Consider the following 23,243-nt stretch of genomic DNA (forward strand, 5'->3'; position numbering starts at 1 on the left):
AATCGGCTTAAAGCCTGCTGCTTAAAGCTTACAGCCTCTAACATACTATAACGTAATGATCAACAACAGCAATGAAAATGCCCTGATGGATGATGCAAATTCTCCGGATTTGAATCAGAAGATCATGGGCTTTATTTCTCAGGATTTTATCAGGGTGGCCGACCAGCTGAAAGAGGCGTCCTACCAGATCCGCAAGCGCGGTTTCTCTGAACACCCGATTTTCGCGGTCACCAATAACGAGGTCGACCTCGGTGTGCTGCTCATCGGCGCCAACGAACTGACCAACCGCTACGTGTATAAGGCTTCGTATATGCAGGAGTTTGTAGACCGGAAGCTGATCGGGGAGGAATCGGTGCTGCTTTTTACAGAAAATTATAAGAACCCGGACGAATACTGCTGCCTTTTCGCTTTGATCGGCGAGTTTTCGGGATTCGTTTTCGTACCTTATCCGGAAGATTAATGATTCGTGACATTGAAAAAGTGATCGAAGGCCGATAAATAAACAGTTGGAACGCTTACTAGGTCGTGGGGATCGAGTTCCTTGAATTTGTTTTAGTTTTAAAATCAATTAATTGAAATTCAGATCAAATCCCCGTTACTTATGGAATCAAAACTGCCTCTTGAAAAGGAACTCGAACCCATTTTTCTTCAAAAATTTCCGCCATTCTCCGAGAGCGTGAAAGAATTTCTCGCGCAGTATGGCCCTTACATTCTCCTGATTTTGTCGTTGATCGGCGTGCTGGGCTTGCTTACCGCCCTCGGCGTAGGCGGGGCGCTGTTCGGGGCGGGCGGTGCTGTCGCGGTCGGCATCGGATTTAATTATTACGTCGGGCTGGCGTTCAGCATTGTAGCGCTGGTGATGTATCTCCTGGCGTTTTCTCCACTCAAAGCACGCAAACGTGCCGGCTGGAACCTGCTGTATTACGCATTGCTGATCGGCCTGGTGAGCAACCTTATCCAGCTGAGTATCTTCGGATTCATCATCGGCGGATTGATCGGTTTCTGGGTTTTGTTCCAGATCCGCGAGAAGTACGCGTGAAGGTTATAACGCATTCATGTAAGAAGCGGGCGGATTATTCCGTCCGCTTTTTATTTTTGCCATTGGTCAGTCAAATGGGGCTTTTGTACCTGTGGCGACAAGGGCTGAGCTAATTACTTCGCATATTTGCGTTTATACCGTCTTCAAATCTATGAACATCATCGAGGTTAGGAATGTAACGAAGGAATATTCCAATCATACAGCCCTCAGTAACGTGAGTATTTCGATACCCAAAGGCTGTATTTTTGGACTGCTCGGGCCAAATGGGGCCGGCAAGACGTCGCTCATCCGCATTATCAACCAGATTACCGGCCCGGATAGCGGGGAAATACTTTTCGATGGCGTACCGCTCAATCCCGACCATATCTCGCGGATCGGCTACCTTCCCGAGGAGCGCGGGCTTTACAAGAAGATGAAAGTAGGGGAGCAGCTGCTGTACCTTGCCCAGCTGAAAGGCCTTTCGCAGAAAGAAGCGATGGACAAGCTGAAAACGTGGTTTATTAAATTCGATATCAAAACCTGGTGGGACAAGCAGATTTCCGATCTTTCGAAAGGAATGCAGCAAAAGGTACAGTTCGTATCCACCGTCCTGCACGAGCCCGACCTGATCATTCTCGACGAGCCATTTTCCGGCTTCGACCCCATCAATGCGAACCTGATCCGGGACGAGATCCTGGAACTGAAACAAAAAGGCAGTACCATTATTTTTTCCACGCACCGCATGGAAACCGTGGAAGAGCTTTGCGACTACATTGCATTGATCCATAAGTCCAAAAAGGTGCTCGACGGCCCCAAGCGGCAGATCAAGGAAGAGTTTAAAACGCATACCTATTTTGTAGAATATAAAGGCCACCTCGACCAGCTCGACCCGATTTACCAGATCCTCGACCAGAAAGTCCTGGAAGACGGCTACCTGCGGGCCAACATTCACCTAGACGGCAATTCGACCGCCAATGCTTTGCTGCTGAACCTGGTATCGAAGGTAGAGATCCGTGCTTTCGGCGAGAATATCCCGTCGATGAGCGACATTTTTATGAAAGCTGTCAACGAAGTTCCCGAGGCATAATGCCCGTTCAACCAAGCTATTAATCCGAATCCCATGCGAAATATATATCTGGTTTTAAGAAGAGAGTACCTGGTGAGGGTCAAGAAGAAGTCGTTTCTCGTGATGACACTGCTGGGCCCGCTGCTTTTTGTGGGCTTCTACGCGGCGGTGATCTGGGTAGCTGTGGGCTCGGTGGATACCAAAACCGTGCAGGTGCTGGATGAAAGCGGTTTATTTAAAAAAGAATTCAAAGATTCGGAAGCACTCAAATTCGAATTTACCGACAGCAGCCTCGACTCCGCCAAAGCGGCTTTCCAGAAAGGCGACGCCAACGCGCTCGTATACATTCCGGCCAATGTGATCAAAGCGCCGAAGAGCGTACGCATTTATGCCGCCAAGAATGTGAGTATGGACCTGAAATCGGAGATCGAAAAGGTGATCGAGAAGGAGATCGAGGACATCAAGCTCGCCGAAGCGGGCATTACGCACAAAATCCTGGAAGATTCGCGGGTGAACGTGAACTCGGAGACGATCAGCCTGAGCGACGGCGGAGAGAAAACGAGCAGTTCCGGCGCGGCTACGGTGATCGGCGGTATTTGCGCATTCCTTATCTATATGTCGGTGTTCATTTATGGTACGCAGGTGATGCGCGGCATTACCGAGGAGAAAACGAGCCGTATCGTGGAAGTGATCATTTCTTCCGTGAAACCATTCCAGCTGATGCTCGGCAAGATCATCGGTGTCGCATTGGTAGGGCTTACGCAATTTGTCCTCTGGATACTGCTCACGACGGCGCTCACGAGTGCAACTTCGGCGATATTGAGCAATAACATGTCGAAACAGTCGGCGCAGGTAGCCAAGGAAATGGAGAAGGCTCAGGTTGCGAACCAGGCCATGCAGGGCAACGCTGCCGATAACCCGGTGGGAGAAATCCTGGGCGCCGTCAGCAGCCTGAACATTCCGCTGATCCTGGGGTGCTTTTTGTTCTACTACCTGGGTGGATATTTGCTTTACAGCGCGTTGTTCGGTGCCGTGGGTGCGGCGGTGGACAACGATGCGGACACCCAGCAGTTTATGCTTCCGATTACCTTACCGATCATTTTTTCCTTCGTTTTCGCCCAGTTTGTCCTCCGAGATCCCGACGGCACGCTGGCATTCTGGACGTCTATCATTCCGTTCACCTCGCCCATTATCATGATGGTGCGCATTCCGTTCGGTGTGCCGGCCTGGGAACTGGTCCTGTCGATGGTACTGCTCATCCTGGGCTTCATGGGCACCACCTGGATTGCCGCCCGCATTTACCGCGTGGGTATCCTGATGTACGGCAAAAAGGTTAGTTACAAGGAGTTGGTGAAATGGATATTTTATAAATGACCTTTAACGTTTTTTAAGATTCACAAACGGCTGCCGTTGTGGTAAATTTGCTATTTTTGGCCGATCAATGATAGAACTGCTCAAAAAGAGTCGCCATCTTTGCGCATCGTGCATATAACTTTTTCAAATTTACCGTCTTTCAGATGACCCGTTTCAACCGTACCAACAACCTTACGGGTTGGATTGTCTTTGCTATTGCATTCCTCACATATGCCCTCACAGTCGAACGTACTGCCAGTTTCTGGGATTGCGGGGAATTTATCGCCTGTGCATTCAAATTGCAGGTGCCTCACCCTCCCGGCGCGCCGTTCTTCCTGCTCATAGGTCGTATTTTCTCCCTTTTTGCATTAGGCGACCTGCTGAAAGTAGCATATTGGATCAACATGGTATCCGTGTTGAGCAGCGCATTCACAATCCTGTTCCTGTTCTGGACCATTACATTACTAGTCCGCAAGCTGATCGAAAAAGGTGACGAGGAACTCTCTTCCGGCGATACTTACCTGATCATGGGCGCGGGCATCGTCGGCGCATTGGCATATACCTGGTCCGACTCGTTCTGGTTTTCGGCCGTGGAAGCGGAAGTTTACGGTTTGTCGTCCTTCTTTACCGCCATCGTGATCTGGGCTGTTTTCAAATGGGAGCGCATTCAGGACCCTGCTGCCGAGAACCGCTGGCTCATTCTCATTGCCTACCTGGTAGGGCTTTCTATCGGTGTTCACTTGCTGAACCTCGTTACCATTCCTGCGCTTGCATTGGTATATTATTTCAAAAAGTACCCCAAAACGAGCATATTCGGAGGCATTATGGCTTTCGTCGGCGGATTGGTTGTGCTAGGTATTATCAACTCCGGCATCATTCCCGGGCTGCCGAGTGTAGCGGGTAAATTCGAGATTTTCTTTGTGAATACATTGGGGTTGCCTTACAAATCAGGGGTGATCTTCTTCATCATATTGTTCATCGGCGCATTGATCTGGGGGATTCGTTTCTCGCAGAAAAAAGGCAATGTGCTGCTCAATACCAGCTTACTTTCCCTGGCATTCGTATTGATCGGCTACGCCAGCTACCTGATGGTGCTCGTACGCGCGGAGTACAACCCGCCCATCAACGAAAATAACCCGAACGACGTCCTCAGCTTCGTGTCCTACCTGAAACGTGAGCAGTACGGAAGCCGTCCGTTGCTGTACGGGCCATCGTTCGTGTCCCGCCCGGTAAGCCAGAAGCGCGGCGCGCCGATGTATCGCAAGCAGGATGGGAAATATGTGATTTACGATTACCGTCCGGAGTACGAATACGAGCCGGGCGCGAATATGCTGCTCCCGCGTATGTACAGCACGCAGCCGGGCCACCCACAGCTGTATATGCAAATGACCGGTCTGGCCGAAAACCAGAAACCGACCATGTCGCATAATCTCTCGTTCATGTTCTCCTACCAGATCGGGCATATGTACTGGCGTTATTTCCTCTGGAACTTCGTCGGCCGTGAAAGCGACGAGGAAGGGGCAGGTAACATGGTGCCGTGGGATGTATCCAAAAAGTACCCCGAACCGATTGCCAACAACAAGGCGCACGACAACTATTTCATGCTGCCGTTCCTGCTGGGTTTGTTCGGTTTGGTGATCAATTATTTCCGCCAGAAACGCGATTTGCTCGTACTTGGCCTGCTCTTCCTCCTGACGGGCGTGGCGCTGGTAGTATACCTCAACTCACCGCCGACTGAGCCGCGCGAGCGTGATTACATTTACGTAGGTTCATTCTACATTTTCTGTATCTGGATCGGTTATGGCGTCATCGCCGTGGCGGATGCGATCGGGAAGTTTGTCAAGAGCGCCACGGCCCGTGCCGGCGTGGCAACCGCGGCATCATTGGTTGTACCCGTCATGATGGGCGCCAAAGGTTGGGATAACCACAACCGCGACCACCGTTACCACTCGGTCGATTTCGCAAAAAACCTGCTGAACTCCTGCGCGCCGAACGCGATCCTCTTTACCGGCGGTGATAACGATACATTCCCATTGTGGTACGTGCAGGAAGTTGAAGGCTTCCGTACCGACGTGCGCGTGTGTAACCTCAGCCTCTTGGGAACCGACTGGTATATCGATCAGATGAAGCGGAAGACTTACTTGTCGGAAGCATTGCCGATCTCACTCGATAAAAACAACTACGCATTCGGTAAGAACGACATTGTGCCGTTCTACGAAATCCCGAGCGTGAAATCGGGTATCAACCTGAAAGAATACCTTGGCCTGGTGAAACAGGAAAACAAGGCCATCCAGGTGCCATTGACGAGCGGCGACATGACGTCGATCCTGCCATCTTCGGTACTGTTCCTGCCTGTGGATGCAGATGCCGTGAAGAAAATGGGTATCATCAAAAGCGACCTCACGCCATTCGTGAGCGATTCGATCAGCTGGACGATCGGGAAAGGTGATTTGTACAAATCAGACCTGATCATGCTCGATATCATCGCCTCGAACGACTGGAAACGTCCGATTTACTTCTCGTCGACCCTCGGGGGATCGAGCTACCTGAACCTGAAAGAATATATGCAGCTCGAAGGTTACGCCTACCGCCTGCTGCCTGTGAAAGTACCGGGTGCCAGCGATGGCTACGTGAATGCCGACGTGATGTACAACAATATGATGACGAAGATGGCCTGGCGCGAGCTCGACAATCCGAACACATATTACGACAACACCTACCTTGGCTCGCCGGTGGCGACTGCGCGTATCGCATTCCTGCGCCTCACCGGCCAGCTCATCGCCGACGGCCGCAAGGAAGAAGCGAAAAAAGCCATCGAGCGCTCCCTGACAACGATGCCGGACAAGAGCATTCCGTACGACCAGTTCTCGGCCAACTTCATCGGCCCGCTGTTCGACCTGGGTGAAACGAAAAAAGCGCTGGAAATCGCCGATACCATGGCCAAGCGTTCCGACGAAGTTCTCACGTGGGCGAAAGACAATAGTACCACCCGCCGCCGCGACACGAACGTTTACCTCTACATCATGCAGGTAATCGTCCAGGAATGCCGCGACGCCAAGCAGGAAGCCGCCGCGAAGAAATACGAGGCGATCTTCCAGAAGCATTTGGCAGCGTTTAATATGTATGGTGGGCAGTAGTAGCGTCTGACTTTTTAAAATACGAAAGGCGGCATTTGCGAAAGCAGATGCCGCCTTTCTTTTTGTGCGGATTGCCGGCTTAGTTGTAAGTTCTGCTACAAGCTAATCGGGGAAATCAGAACAACGGTATTTTAAACAATCAAGCTGACAATCTTATCCGGTTTTTACTCCACCTTCACCCTAACCCAAACCAACCGGTGATCCGAGCTCGACTCCCGCTTCTCTACCAGCCCGGCCATCGGTTCGCCTTTGGCGGGCCAGAAAACGCCGCTGTCGAGGATTTGGAAGCCTTTGCGCGAGGGGAGCACGTAATCCGCACGCATGCGCCAGAAGGCCGTGTGGTTTTTGGCGAATGCGTTGGTCGGGGAATGCTCCGGGCCGCCTTTGCTGGCCGGGGCGGAGGCGTTGTTTACGGCCGGGTTGGCCAGGAGCTGGCGGATGCCGTCTGAAATGGCGTTGCCTTCGTCGGGGGAGGCGTTCTGATCGCCGAGGATGACGAAGGATGCGTTGGCTGGCAGGCCGCCTTGCCTGTGGTTGTCGTCGTAGATGTAGTCGCCCTTCCCTGGAGTAATGTAATCGTTCCAAAAACGGATTTCGTCATGGTTGCGCTTGCCGTTGCGGTCTTCCTTGCCGTCGAAGGAGGGCGGGGTGGGGTGGCTGGCGAGGACGTGGACCGTTTTGTCGCCTACTTTCACCGGAATGTCCCAATGCGATTTGGACGATAGCGGGAATTCAGCCCAGGCTTCGGCGCTGTACCAGTTGCTGCCGTCTTCCTTCGTCGTTTTCAGGCCGTCTGGCATGTCTTTCCACTTGAAATGCTGGAACGTACGCACCGCTTTCGTGTCGATCGGGAAACGCGATAGCAGTACCATACCATATTGTCCCGGGTAGTTGCCAAAGCCCCAGGCGTCGGCGCCGTATTGCTCCGCTTTGCCGTTGCCGTCCAGGTCGTAGGGGCTCGGCTGGCCGGTGTTTACGGTCGAGTAGTAGTAGTAAGGGTAATCGATGCCTTTCGCGCCGTCGGTACCTTCTTTTAAATATCCCTTGATAAACTGCCCGACGCCTTCCGCAGGGTTTTTGACGTAATCGAACTCATTAAGCAGAATCACATCCGGGCGGACGGTCTGGATAATGCGGGCGATGTTTTTGATCTGCTGGTTCGAGCCGGAGGCCAGCTCCTTGATCAGCACCTTTTCCGAATTGCCCGGCGTGCCGCGCGGGAAGTAATTTTCCGCTTCCATACTTACATTATAGGTAGCGAAAGTGATGGACGCCGCGGGTTTGGAGTTTTGCGCCGCGAGTAGCCCCGGACAGAGCATTGTGCCGGCAAGCAACAGAGATTTCATTGAATGATAATTTTGGTTATTAATGATCGGTGATGAGTTGCGGAAACCGCTATTGGTGTCAAGCAAAAAGAGCCGCTCCGGTGACGAAGCAGCTCTTTTGTAATATTTATTGGATAGGCATGATCAATGGAAGAAATCTTTCATTTTATCGAAAAAACCTTTTTCGTTCTTGCCTGGCTTCGGCTGGAAGTTTGGCGAGTGACGGAGCGATTCGAGCGTCGAGCGCTCGTCGGAAGTCAGTTGCTGCGGCGTCCATACATTAATATGTACCAGCTGGTCGCCTTTTCCGTAGCCGTTCAGGTCCTTGACGCCTTTGCCTTTCAAACGCAGGATCTTGCCGGCCTGCGTGCCCGACTCGATATTGATGCGTGCCTTGCCATCGATGGTCGGAATTTCGACCGAGGTGCCCAGCGCGGCGTCGATAAAGCTCAAATGCATGTCGTACACCACATTGTTACCATCGCGTTTCAGCAATGCGTCCTCTTCTTCCTCGATGACGATCAGCAGGTCGCCCGCTACGCCCCCGCGTGCGGGAACGTTTCCTTTGCCCGACATCGAGAGCTGCATGCCTTCCGCCACGCCGCCCGGAATGTTGAGCGTGATCAGGTCATCCTGCAACAAACGGCCTTCGCCTGCGCACGAGTCGCAGCGTTCGCTGATGATCTTGCCATCACCGTTACAGGTAGGGCAGGTGCTGGTCGATACCATCTGGCCCAGCATGGTGCTTACCACCTTGCGGACCTGGCCAGTGCCGTTACAGCCGTTACAGTTGGTGAGTGACGTGCCGTTTTTGGCCCCGTTGCCACCGCAGGTATTACACGTTACATGTCTTTTTACCTTGATTTTCTTCTCAACGCCGTTCGCGACTTCTTCCAGGTTCAGTTTCAGTTTGATCCGAAGGTCGGAACCTCTGCGTACGCGACGGCCATTGCCGCCCTGGCGACCGAAAATATCACCGAATGGGCTGCTATCTCCAAAAATATCGCCAAACTGGGAGAAAATATCGTCCATCGTGAAGCCGCCGCCGAAGCCGCCTGCGCCACCGCCCGACGCGCCGCCTACACCCGCGTGACCGAACTGGTCGTAGCGTGCGCGTTTGTTATCGTCGCTCAGGATGCTGTATGCTTCCGCTGCTTCCTTGAACTTGTCCTCTGCCGTGGGATCGTCCGGATTTTTGTCCGGGTGGAATTTGATCGCGAGCTTGCGGTACGACTTTTTAATTTCATCCGCAGAGGCGCCACGATCTACGCCAAGGACTTCGTAATAATCTCTTTTCTTTGCCATTTTTAATTACTGATGTATCCCGTAAGGAAGGTTGAGCGTATCAGGCGCCTACGATTACTTTGGCGTAACGGATGACCTTGTCATTCAGGTAATAACCTTTTTCGATCTCGTCGATCACTTTGCCTTTCAGGTCCTCCGACGGGGCGGGGAACTGGGCGATGGATTCGTGGATGTCGGCGTCGAAGTCGGCCCCTTTCGATTCCATGGCTTTGAGGCCTTTGGATTCCAGGGTTTTGTAAAGCTTGTTATAAATGAGGTCAACACCTTCTTTGAGGGCCTCTACGTCGGTAGAAGAATCAAATGAAACTTTGGCGCGCTCGAAATCGTCGACGATCGGCAGGATCAGTTTCACCGTGTCGGCGCTGGCCCCCGAGATCATTTCCAGTTTTTCCTTGGCAGTACGGCGGCGGAAGTTTTCAAAATCCGCATACAGGCGCAGGTACTTGTCTTTCAGCTCCGCGATTTCGGCCTTTGCCGCATCGAGCGGGTCGAGTGCGGGCGCTTCTCCTTTTATTTCCTGTCCGGCATTATCCAGCGGCACAGTGTTGGAGCCTTCGGAAGTTTCTTCGTTAACCAGATTGTCAGTTTCCAATGAAGCTTTATCCTCGTTCATTTCGTAATTTTTGTCTTGATCTATGTTGAATTCTGTATTTTCTGGCATGGTTATTCGCAGTTACGTGTCTTTTTGCAACAGCCATTTTACTCCAAAATTACTTTGCCACGGCTAAATTACTGACAAGATGGCATTTTACAATCAATTTGTAACTTTGCAGTATGACGACAGCAGATATTGTAGCGCAGGAAAGGAGTCGGTTGATCAAGGCAAAGGCATTGGAACACGGCTTCGATTTCTGTGGTATTTCAAAGGCCGACTTTCTTGAAAGTGAAGCGCCGCGCCTCGAAAAATGGCTGTCGCTCAACCACCACGGCGCTATGGCCTATATGGCCAACCATTTCGACAAGCGCCTCGATCCCCGCAAGCTGGTGGATGGGGCCAGGAGCGTCATCTCCGTATTATTAAATTATTACCCCGAAGCACGCCTGCCCGAAGGCGACGACGACCTGAAACTTTCCAAGTACGCCTACGGCACGGACTACCATTATATATTAAAGGAAAAGCTGGGCGCCTTGCTCGCGTCCATTCAGGAAGAGGTGGGGGAGGTGAACGGGCGCATTTTCGTCGATTCGGCGCCTGTGATGGACAAGGTATGGGCTGCCAAAAGCGGCTTGGGTTGGGTTGGGAAGCATTCCAATCTGCTCAACCGGGAAATGGGCAGTTTCTTCTTTATCGGCGAGATCATCTGTGACCTCGACCTCGCGCCCGACAGCGCCACGGGCGACTACTGCGGCACCTGCACCAAATGCATCGAGGCCTGCCCGACCGACGCCATCACCGACCCGTTTGTGGTCGACGGCAGCAAGTGTATCAGCTACTATACCATTGAATTAAAGGACGCCATTCCCGAAGAGGTCCACGGCAAATTCAACAACTGGATCTTCGGGTGCGACATCTGCCAGGACGTGTGCCCGTGGAACCGCTTCGCGCGGCCGCACACGACGCCGGCGTTTGATTTGCCGGGGAAGCTGGCCGGCTTTTCAAACGGTGACTGGCAGGAGATTACGGAAGAAGTATTCCGGGAAATTTTCAGGAAATCACCGGTAAAAAGGGCCAAATACGCCGGTTTGAAGCGGAATATCGAATTTGTTATATCCCGTGAATAAAAAGCACAATTATATTCGAAACATCTTATATTTGGGCCGGGGAGTACCTTTCGATGACTGAATAAAACACTCAATACAATGAGAAAACAATCTGTCAATCTTTGGGCCGTGCTAGTATGTGTAGTGATAGGTCAGGTGATACCAGCAGTTTGGTATAGCATATTTTCAGAACAGTGGATGTCTTTGAACGGCTTCACGGTGGAGCAGATCAAGTCGGCCACGAGCCCGGTCCCTTATCTTGCCAGTATTGTCTCCACTTCCTTTGTTGCCTATACCATGGCCTGGGTTTTCACCAAAGTCCCCGTTAAATCGTTTGTTCTCGGTTTCCTCATCGGGCTGCTGTTCGGGACCGTGTTTGTACTGTTTGAAACGATTGTGAAGGATATGTTTTCCATGCGCCCGCTGGCCCTCTCGCTCATCGATGGCGGCGTAAGCGTGATCGTGTACACCATTACGGGCACCATTCTCGGCGCCTGGCGCAAGTACGAGTAGCGCGCCATTATCCCATCTTGCTTTTATACTAGTTCTGCGTCCAAAGATACCATTGGCTTTTAGTACTCTTTTGTCGTTTTAGTTCTGTTGCTTCCGGGTGGCGGACCGATGTTTCCATATAATTGGCAAAAAATCAAAAACGCCGAATACACGACTGTGTTTCGAGCACGCAACAAAATTTTAGACTGTTTAATAAATGTATTTTGGACAAATAATATTTTAAAATGTTCCAAATCATGCATTTTAAATGCTTTTAAAAGCCGTTTGTGCGAAATATTAGTTTAGTGCAATTAAAAACAGCAGAATAAGTTGCTTATTTGGCTTAATAGACTTAAATTTCTAGGAAATCCAAATAAACCCAACTTACCTATGAGCAAAGCTTTACAGTGCGTGCTGCTAACGTTATTGTCGGTAGTGCTATTTATGAATGCGTCGCACGCCCAGGACCGACAGGTCACCGGGAAGGTGAATGACGAAAACGGGGCCGGGCTTCCCGGTGCCAACATCCTGATCAAGGGTACCACGAGAGGGACCAATACCGATGCCGAAGGAAATTTCAGTCTGAATATGAATGGCGCCGGAGTCCTGATCATTTCTTCGGTCGGATATAACTCCAAAGAAATAGCCGTGTCCGAAAGCATGACCAACGTGACGGTCTCCATGGATGCGGACGTGCGCAACCTGGGCGAGGTGGTGGTTACCGCCCTCGGTATCACCAAGGAGCAGAAAACACTGAGCTACGCCACGCAGGTGATCAATACCGACAACTTTTCCAAAGCGCGCGAGCTGAACGTAGCCAACTCGCTTTCGGGGCGTGTGGCCGGTCTGGACATTGTGCGCTCGTCGTCCGGTGTCGGCGGATCGAGCCGGGTGGTATTGCGCGGCGACCGGTCCATTACCGGTAACAACCAGGCGCTGATTGTTGTCGACGGTGTGCCGATCGATAACTCCAATTTCAGTCCGGGTAATGCGAATGGCGGCCGCGATGCGAGCGACGGTCTGTCGAGCATCAACCCCGACGATATCGAATCGATCAACGTATTGAGGGGAGCGTCCGCGACGGCGCTGTACGGTAGCCGCGCTGCGAATGGTGCGTTGCTCATTACGACCAAAAAAGGAGCGGTGCGCAAAGGTATCGGCGTGAACATCAACAGCACATTCCAGATGGAGAAGGCGATGGAGCTGCAAAACTTCCAGAATGTGTACGGCCAGGGCGTGGAAGGCAAGTTTTTCCCGAACAGCGAATTCAGCTGGGGGCCTAAAATGGACGGACAGCAGGTAGCTGCCTGGGGGCCCGACCCGGCCAACAAGGGCAAGACCTACGCCTATTCACCCAATCCGAACTCTTATAAGGATTTTTACTCGACCGGTACTTCGCTGGCGAACTCCGTATCGCTCAATGCTGGTAATGAAAAGGTGCAGACATATTTTTCCTACACCAATACCCATGCGAAAGGGATCGTTTCCAACAACAAGCTGGATCGCCACAACTTCAACCTGCGCCTTTCCAGCCAGGTGACAAGCAAGCTGAGCTTCGACGGGAAGATTACCTACCTGAACGAAAATATCGAAAACCGCCAGCAAACCGGGGAGGCATTCGCCAACCTGCAACGCCACATCCTGCGTTTGCCGAGAAGCATTTCCCTCGACCAGGCGAAATCCTTTGAATATGTAGATCCATCGTCGGGTAAGCAGCTGCAAAACTACTGGAACCCCGGTTCTAACGGCGGCCAGAACCCCTACTGGATCAAAAACCGCGTTCTAGCCGACGACACGCGCGACCGTATTTACGGATTTACCTCGCTTAGCTACAAGTTTCTGCCGTGGCTGACCGTGATGGGACGTGCCGGGTACGACAAGTACATTGATAAGTTCGAAGGTAAATGGTACACCAATACCTATACGATTGCCGATTTCGGGGATTACCAGACCAACTGGCGCGACAACAGCGAGCTCAACCTCGATTTGTTCGCATTGATCAGCAAGCCGATCGGTGAAGATTTTAAAATCGACGCGACCGTGGGTGGTAACGTGCTGAAACGCGATTACCTGAACCACCAGACATTGAACAACGGCTTGAACCGCGATAACCTGTTCGTGACCACCAATGCCAGAAACTCGGTTACGAACCGCACCGTGACGCAAACCCGCAAGCAAGGCGTTTTTGCCCAGGCCGACTTTATCTGGAAAGATGCATTGACCGTTTCTGCTTCCGCACGTAATGACTGGTCGTCGACATTGCCAAAGGCGAACCAATCGTATTTCTTCCCGTCGGTAGGAGCTTCTGCCGTGCTTTCGAGCCTGTTCAACATGCCGCAGGCGATTTCATTCATGAAAATCCGCGGTAGCGTGGCGCAGACCGGTAACGATGCCTCGCCTTACCTGCTTATGCAGACCTATTCCTACATTGCGGGCGGTGCCAACGGGTACATTATCCGCGACGATACCAAGCCGTTCCCGGACCTGAAACCAGAGCTCACCAATGCGCAGGAAGTAGGTTTGGAAGCGAAATTCCTGCAAAACCGCATCGGTTTCGACCTGACATTGTATAACAGTAACTCTAAAAACCAGCTGTTCCGGGTAGCGATCCCGCCGGCATCGGGTTGGAGCTTCCAGTATATCAATGCGGGTAATGTAAACAACAAGGGTATCGAGCTGACCATGAACCTCGTTCCGGTGAAAGCCGCCGATTTCGTGTGGAACCTTGATTTTAACTACGCCAGGAACATTAACAAGGTCATCACCCTCGCGCCCAACCTGCAAACCCTCACGCTGTCGAGCGACTTCATGAATTTCATGCGTGCGGAAGAAGGCAGGGCATTAGGCCAGATTTACAGCCGGGGCTATCAGAGAGACGCCCAGGGCCGTATTCTGATAGGTACCAATGGTATTCCGCTCGTAACGTCGGGAACCACCGTGCCGCTGGGCACTTCACGTCCGAGCTGGACGGGCGGTGTGACCAACCGCTTCTCGTACAAAGGCATTAACCTGAGCTTCCTCGTCAGCGGGCGCATCGGCGGTGTTGTTACCTCGTTCACCAACGCGGTCATCTACGCCGACGGTGTGACCGAAGAAACGCTGGCCGGCCGCGACGGTATGGTGATAGAAGGCGTGCAAGCGGACGGAAGCCCGAACACAGTGAAAACGACGGCCGAAGCTTACTGGAAATTCGTAGGCGGCCGGAACACGCCGATCGGAGAGGCATTTACTTACAGCGCTTCCAACATCCGCCTCCGCGAGCTGACCCTGGGTTACAGCCTGCCGCAGAGCCTGATCGGCAAGTCGCCGTTCCAGAATGTGTCGCTCTCACTCGTGGGACGTAACTTGTTCTTCATTATGAATAAAGCAAAAGGTTTTGACCCTGAACTCGTTGCGGGTTCGGCAAACACCACGGTCGGTCTGGAGTCGTTTTCGATGCCGTCCACGCGTTCGCTGGGTTTGAATCTTAACTTGACATTCTAATTGCTAAAATTCTGATACAAATGAAACGGAGATATAAAATACTATCATTGGCTCTGATCACCACGCTGGCGGGAAGTACCTATTCCTGTACGGATAATTTCGAGGAGATCAACACCAACAAAACCAAACTGACGACCCTCGATGCCTCCGCGATCGGTAATGCATTCGCGGCGGCCCAATACCGGTCCATTCAGGCCAGCTGGCAGACATTCCAGAGCTTGTTCGCCGATTTGCAGGGTCAGTATTTTGCCAACATCGCCCAGAACTTCTCGTCCGACCGGAACGTAATGGTGGGTAACTGGCTCAACGGCGCATGGAGCGGCTTCTACGGCACGGCGATCCCGCCGTTGCTGGGCGTACTAGACGCGACGAAACCAGGCGGTTCCAACGAAAATGCGGCCATGTACGCGATCGCCAGCATCTGGAAAGTGTATATGTACCTTCCCCGCACCGACTATTGGGGCCCGATCCCTTACAGCCAGGTAGGAAATGGCGAAAGCAGCGTGGAATACGATACGCAGGAAGCCATCTACAAGGATTTTGTAAAAACACTGGCCACTTCCACCGCCGCATTGCAGGCATTCAAAGGGACCAATGTATTCGGCTCCAATGACCAGATCTACGCAGGTAATGTGGATAAATGGATACTGTTTGGCAATACGCTCCGCCTGCGCGTAGCCATGCGTATGTCGAAAGTAGAGCCTGCATTGGCGAAAACCGAAGCGGAAGCAGCCGTGGCAGGAGGGGTATTATCCACCAATGCCGACGACGCATTCCTGAAAGTGACTGCCAACTCGTTCAACCCGATGAACCAGGCAACGGCATGGAACGAGTTCCGCATGAGCGCGGCCATGGAAAGTGTGCTCAAAGGCTATGTCGATCCGCGGATCGGTAAATATTACGCCCCGGTAGCCGGAACGACCAACAGCTACAAAGGCTTGCGGAACGGCTACACCCAGGGTGAGCTCGGTGCGCCCGAAAACAATGCCAATGCCACCTCGAACGTGGCCGACCAGTTCCTGCCGGCGGTGCAAGCCACCAACCCGTTCACGATCATGTACGCGTCGGAAGCATACTTCCTGCGCGCGGAAGGTGCATTGAAAGGCTGGAATATGGGCGGCGGTACGGCCAAGGATTATTACGAAAAAGGCATTGAAACCGCATTCAAGCAATGGGGGATCACCGATGCGGCGGTTATCACGGCCTATACCAACGGTACCACTACGCCGATTGCCCTGAACGACATGGCGAAAACGCCGGCATTGTCCGACATCCCTGTGAAATTCTCGGCCGATCCTGCCAAGCAATTGGAGCAGATCATCACCCAGAAATGGCTGGCCAACTATCCGAATGGTCACGAAGCCTGGGCAGAGTACCGTCGTACGGGTTATCCTAAACTCTACGCGCGTATCAACTCCGATAACCCGGATTCGCCTAAAAGCGCAGTCGTAAGAAGGACGCCGTTCGTGATAGGAGAATTCCAGGCGAATGCCGCGGCAGCTAATGCGGCCATCGGCAAGCTCGGCGGCGAGGACAAATCCAGCACACGCCTGTGGTGGGATAAGCCCTGATTTTTAGCTACTTTGTGAAAAAGAAAAAGGCAGACCCTGTGTCTGCCTTTTTGCAATCCCGTGAACCTATGCGCAAAATTCTACTCCTGGCGATCCTTCTTTCAGGCTGCAAAAAAGACGATACCCTTTTCACATTGCTCGATGCAGGTAAGACCGGCATCGATTTTAACAATTACATCGACGAGGACGAGGAGAACAATGTGCTCCGCTACGGCTATTTCTACAATGGCGGGGGCGTGGCAGCCGCGGATTTCAACAACGACGGTCTCATCGACCTGTATTTCACGGGAAATATGGTCGCAAACAAGCTGTATCTTAACCGGGGTGAAATGGCGTTCGAGGATGTTTCGGAGAAATCGGGCACGGGGTTGAACGAGGGCTGGAAAACGGGCGTGTCTCTCGTGGACATTAACGACGACGGCTGGGTGGACATTTTTGTCTCGCGCGCCGGGGCGGAGAACCCACGCCTGCGCACAAAGTTGCTCTATATCAACAATGGCAAAACGGCTGACGGTATCCCGACATTTACGGAGAAAGCTGCCGAATACGGCCTCAACGACGCCTCCTACACCACACAGGCCGTGTTTTTCGACTACGACCGCGACGGCGATACCGATTGCTTCCTGCTGAACCACTCCTTGCAGGAATTTGCGGGTTTCAGCAACCTGCTCGCCAGCTACCGGCAGCAGCGCAACGAGGCGTACGGCAACAAACTGCTCCGCAACGACGGCGGCAAGTTTACGAACGTCACGGATTCGGCGGGGATCGTTTCCAATGTGCTGAGCTTCGGACTGGGGGTAAACGTAAATGACTTCAACAACGACGGCTGGCAGGACCTGTACATCGCCAACGATTACAACGAGAATGATTACCTGTACCTCAATGAAGGCAACGGTCATTTCCGCGAGGTGATCCGCGAGGCAATGGGCCACGTATCGCTTTTCTCGATGGGTACCGACGCCGCCGACCTCAACAACGACGGCCTGATGGACGTCCTCACGCTGGATATGCTGCCGAGCTATAACGAACGGATCAAACTCACGTCCGGCGACGATAATTACGACAAGTACCAGCAGCTGGTCCGCGCCGGTTTCCACGATCAGAGCATGCGTAATATGCTGCAACTCAACAACGGCGTGAACCGCAATGGCGTGCCCGTTTTCAGCGAAATAGGGCAGTTGGCCGGTATTTCGAACACCGATTGGAGCTGGGCGGCGCTCATGGCGGATTTCGACAACGACGGCTGGAAGGATATTTTCATTTCAAATGGCTATGCCAGGGATTATACCAACATGGAATTCCTGAAATACTCTGCCGACAAGCAGGTACAGCAAAACCAGGGCAGCAATGCGCCCAAACAAATGGAGATTATCGCCCAGATGCCGCCGATTAACGAGCCCGACTATATTTTTCAGAACCAAAAGAACCTGACATTCACGAAAAAAATCAAGGAATGGGGTTTTGAAAAAAATAACCAATCGAACGGGGCCATTTACGCCGACCTCGACAACGACGGCGACCTGGACCTCGTGACGAATAATGTGGGTCAGAAGGCATTTGTATACCGCAACAATGCGGAGCAAATGCTGGCAGCGAATGCGACTTTGAAAGTAAAACTGGCCTCACCCAGATATGCCTGGCTCGCTGGCGCGAAAGTGACGCTGTACGGCGATTCGCTGACGCAAACCCAGAATTTTATCCCCGTTCGCGGCTTCCAGTCGGCGCAGTGGGACGCGCTGCATTTCGGGCTGGGCGGCCAGTCGCGCATCGACTCCCTGGCCGTGCAATGGGCCGATGGCAGCCGGCAGGTGCTGAAAGGCCTTACCGGAAAGGAAATCACGCTTCGCTATGCCGACGCGCGCAAAACACCAGACCTCCCCGCGGCACCGGCGCCATTATGGGAGCCCGCAAGGCTGATCGACTTCACGCATACCGAGGACGCACGCAACGATTTCCGCATTCAAACCCTGATGCCCGCCATGCTTACCTACCAGGGCCCGCATTTGGCGCAAAAGGACGTGAATGGCGACGGTACCGACGATTTTTATGTGGCTGGCGCGAGGGGTCAGGCCGGGGCGCTGTTCCTGAGCGGGAATGGCGGGTACAAGAGATCGGTGCAGCCGGCATTCGAGGCCGATGCGGCTTATGAAGACGCCGACGCGGCGTTTTTCGATGCGGACGGCGATGGCGATGCGGATTTGCTCGTCACGAGCGCCGGTTACGAGCTAAATGCTGGCGACCCGCTCCTGCTCCCGAGGTTATATTTGAACGAAAAAGGCGTTTGGAAAAAAGTCCCATTTCCGGCCGTCGGAGCGAATGCCGGAACGGTGACAACAGGTGATGTGGACAAGGACGGCGACCAGGATATTTTCCTCGGATCGCGGGTGACACCAGGCCGTTTTCCAGAAAGCACAGGAAGTGTATTGATGGTTAATAATGGTAAAGCCGTATTCACGGACGAAACCGCCGGCCGTGCCCCGCAACTCCGTGAAACGGGCATGGTTACGGACGCAATTTTCGAAGATTTGGATAAAAACGGCTTGCCCGAGTTGATTCTGACGGCCGACTGGGGCCCGATCCAGGTTTTTGGCAACCATAGCGGTAAACTTTCGAATGCAAGCAAACAATGGGGCGTGGAAGGCCTGAATGGCTGCTGGAACGTACTCCGCGCCGCCGATCTGGACGGCGACGGCGACACCGATTTCGTGGCGGGAAACATGGGCAACAACTGGCAGTGGAACATTACATCGCCTGCCGGATTGTCGCTCTATGCCGCTGATTTCGATGGGCTTAACCGCATTGTGCCGGTGATTGCCCTGAACGAGAACGGGAAAGAATATCCCTACGCCAGCCGCGACGAGCTCCTGGACCAGGTCCCATCCCTGAAAAAGAAATATCCCGACTACGTGAGCTATTCCAAAGCAACCCTCGCCGATATGCTGCCGAAAGACAAGCTGACTAATGCTAAAAGCCTGTCTGTGAAAGAATATCGTACCGGGCTGCTGGAAAATGTGAATGGTAAATTCGTTTTCCGTGCGTTACCAATACAAGCGCAGTTCGCGCCCGTGCACGCGATCGCGCTGAGTGATATGGATGGCGATGGCAAAACGGATATTGTTCTGGGAGGTAATACCAAACAAACGCGTGTGAGAATGGGCCGTAACGATGCAAGCCTGATCCAGGTATTTTCCAATTTCGGGGGTCTGAAATTCAATCATTTACCACAGCAAAAAAGCGGCTTTTATGTCAATGGCGACGTCCGCGATTTGCTGGTATCAAACGTAAAAGGCAGTCGGTATTTGCTGGCGGGAATAAATGATGCACCCTTGGTTGTGTACCATTTCCGGGAGTAGGGAAATTAATTTTCAATTAAAAAGGCAGCTTGCCCGAAAAGCCCGTTTTGGTGCTTTCCGGGCATTTTTTATGGGTTTTTGGTCATGAAAAACGGGGTATTCGGATATTACCGGAATGTTAACGTACACGAAACGCCTAACGAAGTGCAGGTCAAATATTTATAAAATGCTTTTCATAGTTATTAAAGAAATATTAAAAAAATCATATAAGTACAAATCGTTTTTAAAATTATTTAATTATGAAATAATTTATGATATTTGTCTTGGACGGGTTTTTGCTTTGTAAAAATTCGGTCTTTACCAAATTTAACCTATTTAAAATTTACTAATTTATCGACCTATGAAAGAAAAGCTACGCATGGTCCTGGGGAAAGGGATTATCCCCCTGGGGCTGTTTCTGCTTTTTGCATCGTTGACCTCCTTTGCTCAGGAACGGACTGTTTCAGGCAAGGTCATTGATGAAAAAGACCAGGGCCTCCCTGGTGTCTCAGTAACGGTGAAGGGAACAACGAGAGGTACCAACGCGGATGCGGAAGGTGCGTTCACGTTGGCAGGGGTGAAGGACACCGATGTGCTGGTATTTAGCTCTATCGGCTATCTCAAACAGGAAGCGACCGTCGGCAGCCGCAGCACGATGGATATCAAAATGGTACCCGACGTGGCCAACCTGGAAGAGGTGGTGGTAACGGCCCTCGGTATTTCGAAAGAAGCCCGTAAACTGGGTTATGCGGTAAGCACCATCGGCGGCGACCTGATGACCAAGGCGCGCGAAACCAACGTAGGTAACTCGCTGGCAGGCCGTGTGGCTGGTTTGAACGTAAAAGGAACCAACAGCGGCCCCGGTGGTACTGCCAAGATCCTCATGCGTGGTATGCCGAGTATGAACTCCGGCGGTTCTCCGCTGATCGTTATCAACGGTGTGCCGATGGACAACACCCAGCGCGGCAGCGCCGGTGAATGGGGTGGAGCCGACGGCGGCGACGGTTTGGGTAACCTCAACCCGGACGATATCGAGTCGATGACCGTTCTGAAAGGTCAGGCTGCTTCGGGTCTGTATGGTGCGCGCGCTTCCAACGGGGTGATCCTCGTGAAAACCAAAGCGGGCAAAAAAGGCGATTTCTCAGTGGATTACAACCTGAACTACTCGCTCGACGCGCCACGCGACATGACCGACTTCCAGTATGAGTACGGCCAGGGTATCGGCGGTCAGAAACCGACTACCACTGCACTGGCACAACAAACAGCCCGTATGAGCTGGGGTGCGAAACTGGATGGCTCCGATGTGATCCAGTTCGACGGCAAAACCTACAAATATTCTGCGCAGAAAGACAATGTGAAGCATTTCTATCGCAACGGTAGCAACTTCACCAACAGCGTTTCCGTGACCAAAGGCGGTGATAACGGTTCATTCCGTTTGTCATTGGCGAACCTGGACAACAAATCGATCATCGAAAACAGCGGATTGGTGAGAAGGACTATCAACCTTACGGCGGATCAGAATATCACCAAGAGGCTGAGCGTGAATGTGATGGCTAACTATATCGATGAGAAAATCACCGGCAAGCCCGTTCTCAGCGATGGCCCGATGAATGCCAACAACGGTATGTTCCTCGCTACGAACATCGACCAGCGCATTCTGGCACCAGGTTATGACCCTGTTACCGGCAAGGAAATCGTATTCTCGGATGATGAATATGTGACCAACCCTTATTTCGTAACGAGCCAGTTCGTAAACGACGTGACCCGTAAGCGTCTGATCTCCGCCGTGGCTACCAAATACCAGTTTGCCGACTGGATTTACGCACAGGCCCGTATGGGTTATGACAATGCGAACGACCGCATTTTCAAGGTAACGCCTTGGGGAACCGCATTCTCGAATGCCGGAAAAGGTGGTTTGGACGAATTGTCCAATGCGCAACGTACCGAGCTGAACTTCGACGGTTTGATTGGTTTGAACAAAACTTTCAACGACCTGTCGGTGGACGCGATCGTGGGTGGTAACATCCGTAAGAACCAGTACGAGAAAGTAAGCATCGGTGGTAGCCCGTTCGTATTGCCCTACCTGTACAGCTGGAACAACGTGGTGAACTTCAACCGTAACTACGAAGTGGCGAATACCGAGGTTCAGTCAGCTTATTACAGCGTTGATTTGGGCTACAAGGGAATCCTGAATTTGAGCACAACCGGCCGCTACGATGTGTACTCGACGCTTCCAAGTGCCAACAGAAGCATCTTCACACCTTCGGTAACCGGTGCATTCATTTTCACCGACCTGCTTGATGTATCGAGCCTGAGCTTCGGTAAGGTGCGCGCTTCGTATGCGAAAACCTCCGGTGAGCCTACTACCGCCTACGGTACAGCCATCTATTATGGTGTTGGAAATGCATTCAACACCGTTCCTACCGGTAACTTCCCCGACGCATTGCCGAACCTCTTCCTGAAACCTTTCACGAAAGACGAAGTGGAAGTAGGTCTCGAACTGAAATTCTTCGGCAACCGTTTGGGCCTGGACGCATCTTATTACAGCCAGAAAACGAAAAACGAGATCATGCCGGCTACTTACAGCAGCGCTACCGGTTACGTGAGCGGTGTGGTTGGTACAGGTTCTGTTCAAAACCGTGGTCTGGAACTGATGCTGACAGGTACGCCTGTGAGAACTTCGAAATTCGAATGGAATGCGTCTTTCAACCTGACGTCGGTTAAAAACAAGGTCCTCGAAACCGATGCGGACAACAATCCGATCTCACTCGGCCAGAACCGTGCTACACTGGGTAATGCCATCACGGCATTCGTAGTGGGCGAGGCAGGTCCGCAGATCCGCGCGTACGACTACAAATATGCTTCGAACGGCCAGATCGTCGTGGATGCATCCGGTCTTCCGGTTCGTGGTGACCTGAAAAACTATGGCACTGTACTGCCCACGCTTTACGGTGGTTTGAATAACGACCTCCGCTTCGGCGACGTGAACCTGTCGTTCCTGATCGACTACAACTTCGGTAACAAAATTCTTTCCGCAACAGAAAACTACGCATACCGTCGTGGTTTGGCGAAAGAGACCCTCGTAGGCCGTGAAGGCGGTGTAACGACCGGCGTAACCGAAACTGGCGCGGCCAACACAGTGACTGCGACTGCACAGGATTACTACACGGCACTGGCCAACAACGTGACGGCTATCAGCGTACTGGACGGTGATTTCATCAAACTGCGCCAGGTGACATTGGGTTACAGCCTTCCTGCCAAAATGCTGGAAAAATGGCCATTGATCCGCGCGGTGAATATCTCGCTCGTTTCGAGAAACCTCTTCTACTTCATGAAGAAGACCAACAACATCGATCCCGAGGCTACTTTCGGTGCTAACCTGAGATATTCCGGTATCGAAGGAACCAGCTTGCCTGCCACACGCAACTACGGTGTTAACGTAGCCTTCAAGTTCAAATGA

14 protein-coding genes are annotated in these 23,243 nt (G+C 52.3%); 11 read left to right on the top strand and 3 right to left on the bottom strand.

Annotation, left to right across the window (positions count from 1 at the left end):
* The first annotated feature begins 55 nt into the window (after positions 1-55).
* The 5 genes from H144_RS0112235 to H144_RS0112255 all read left to right on the top strand — a co-directional run bounded on the left by H144_RS0112235 (position 56) and on the right by H144_RS0112255 (position 6,574).
* Positions 56-460, top strand: coding sequence for a hypothetical protein (locus tag H144_RS0112235; RefSeq protein ID WP_019942356.1), 405 nt, complete (start codon positions 56-58; stop codon positions 458-460).
* A 141-nt stretch (positions 461-601) separates the two neighbouring features.
* Positions 602-1,039: a hypothetical protein gene (locus tag H144_RS0112240; protein WP_019942357.1), complete on the top strand. Its 438-nt coding sequence runs from the start codon at positions 602-604 to the stop codon at positions 1,037-1,039.
* 151 nt (positions 1,040-1,190) lie between these two features.
* Positions 1,191-2,105, top strand: coding sequence for an ABC transporter ATP-binding protein (locus tag H144_RS0112245; RefSeq protein ID WP_019942358.1), 915 nt, complete (start codon positions 1,191-1,193; stop codon positions 2,103-2,105).
* A gap of 33 nt (positions 2,106-2,138) precedes the next feature.
* Complete coding sequence (locus H144_RS0112250) at positions 2,139-3,458, top strand: ABC transporter permease (RefSeq protein ID WP_026350633.1); 1,320 nt, start codon at positions 2,139-2,141, stop codon at positions 3,456-3,458.
* A 143-nt stretch (positions 3,459-3,601) separates the two neighbouring features.
* Complete coding sequence (locus H144_RS0112255) at positions 3,602-6,574, top strand: glycosyltransferase family 117 protein (protein ID WP_019942360.1); 2,973 nt, start codon at positions 3,602-3,604, stop codon at positions 6,572-6,574.
* Positions 6,575-6,738: 164 nt separating this feature from the next.
* Here H144_RS0112255 and H144_RS0112260 read toward each other — a convergent pair whose 3' ends face one another.
* The 3 genes from H144_RS0112260 to H144_RS0112270 form a co-directional block, all read right to left on the bottom strand.
* Positions 6,739-7,920 carry an endonuclease/exonuclease/phosphatase family protein gene (locus H144_RS0112260; protein WP_019942361.1) on the bottom strand — a complete coding sequence of 394 codons (1,182 nt, stop codon included), beginning with the start codon at positions 7,918-7,920 and terminating at the stop codon, positions 6,739-6,741.
* 123 nt (positions 7,921-8,043) lie between these two features.
* Positions 8,044-9,204, bottom strand: coding sequence for a molecular chaperone DnaJ (gene dnaJ, locus H144_RS0112265; RefSeq protein WP_019942362.1), 1,161 nt, complete (start codon positions 9,202-9,204; stop codon positions 8,044-8,046).
* 40 nt (positions 9,205-9,244) lie between these two features.
* Positions 9,245-9,865 (bottom strand): nucleotide exchange factor GrpE, encoded by a 621-nt coding sequence (locus H144_RS0112270; protein WP_019942363.1) that lies wholly within the window; start codon positions 9,863-9,865, stop codon positions 9,245-9,247.
* A 113-nt stretch (positions 9,866-9,978) separates the two neighbouring features.
* Here H144_RS0112270 and queG point away from each other — a divergent pair, with 113 nt between their 5' ends.
* From queG to H144_RS0112305, 6 genes are all read left to right on the top strand, one after another.
* Positions 9,979-10,926, top strand: a complete 948-nt coding sequence (gene queG / locus H144_RS0112275) for a tRNA epoxyqueuosine(34) reductase QueG (RefSeq protein ID WP_019942364.1) — start codon at positions 9,979-9,981, stop codon at positions 10,924-10,926.
* A 78-nt stretch (positions 10,927-11,004) separates the two neighbouring features.
* Entirely contained in the window at positions 11,005-11,418 is a 414-nt protein-coding gene (locus H144_RS0112280; RefSeq protein ID WP_084599944.1) for a DUF1761 domain-containing protein, read from the top strand.
* Between the two features lie 369 nt (positions 11,419-11,787).
* Complete coding sequence (locus H144_RS0112285; RefSeq protein WP_026350635.1) at positions 11,788-14,880, top strand: SusC/RagA family TonB-linked outer membrane protein; 3,093 nt, start codon at positions 11,788-11,790, stop codon at positions 14,878-14,880.
* Between the two features lie 20 nt (positions 14,881-14,900).
* On the top strand, positions 14,901-16,451 hold the full coding sequence (locus H144_RS0112290; RefSeq protein ID WP_026350636.1) for a SusD/RagB family nutrient-binding outer membrane lipoprotein: 1,551 nt from the start codon (positions 14,901-14,903) through the stop codon (positions 16,449-16,451).
* A gap of 68 nt (positions 16,452-16,519) precedes the next feature.
* Positions 16,520-19,804: a VCBS repeat-containing protein gene (locus tag H144_RS0112295; RefSeq protein WP_019942368.1), complete on the top strand. Its 3,285-nt coding sequence runs from the start codon at positions 16,520-16,522 to the stop codon at positions 19,802-19,804.
* Between the two features lie 340 nt (positions 19,805-20,144).
* Positions 20,145-23,243 carry a SusC/RagA family TonB-linked outer membrane protein gene (locus H144_RS0112305; RefSeq protein WP_019942369.1) on the top strand — a complete coding sequence of 1,033 codons (3,099 nt, stop codon included), beginning with the start codon at positions 20,145-20,147 and terminating at the stop codon, positions 23,241-23,243.

Source organism: Dyadobacter beijingensis DSM 21582, from assembly GCF_000382205.1.
GTDB classification, from domain to species: Bacteria; Bacteroidota; Bacteroidia; order Cytophagales; family Spirosomataceae; genus Dyadobacter; species Dyadobacter beijingensis.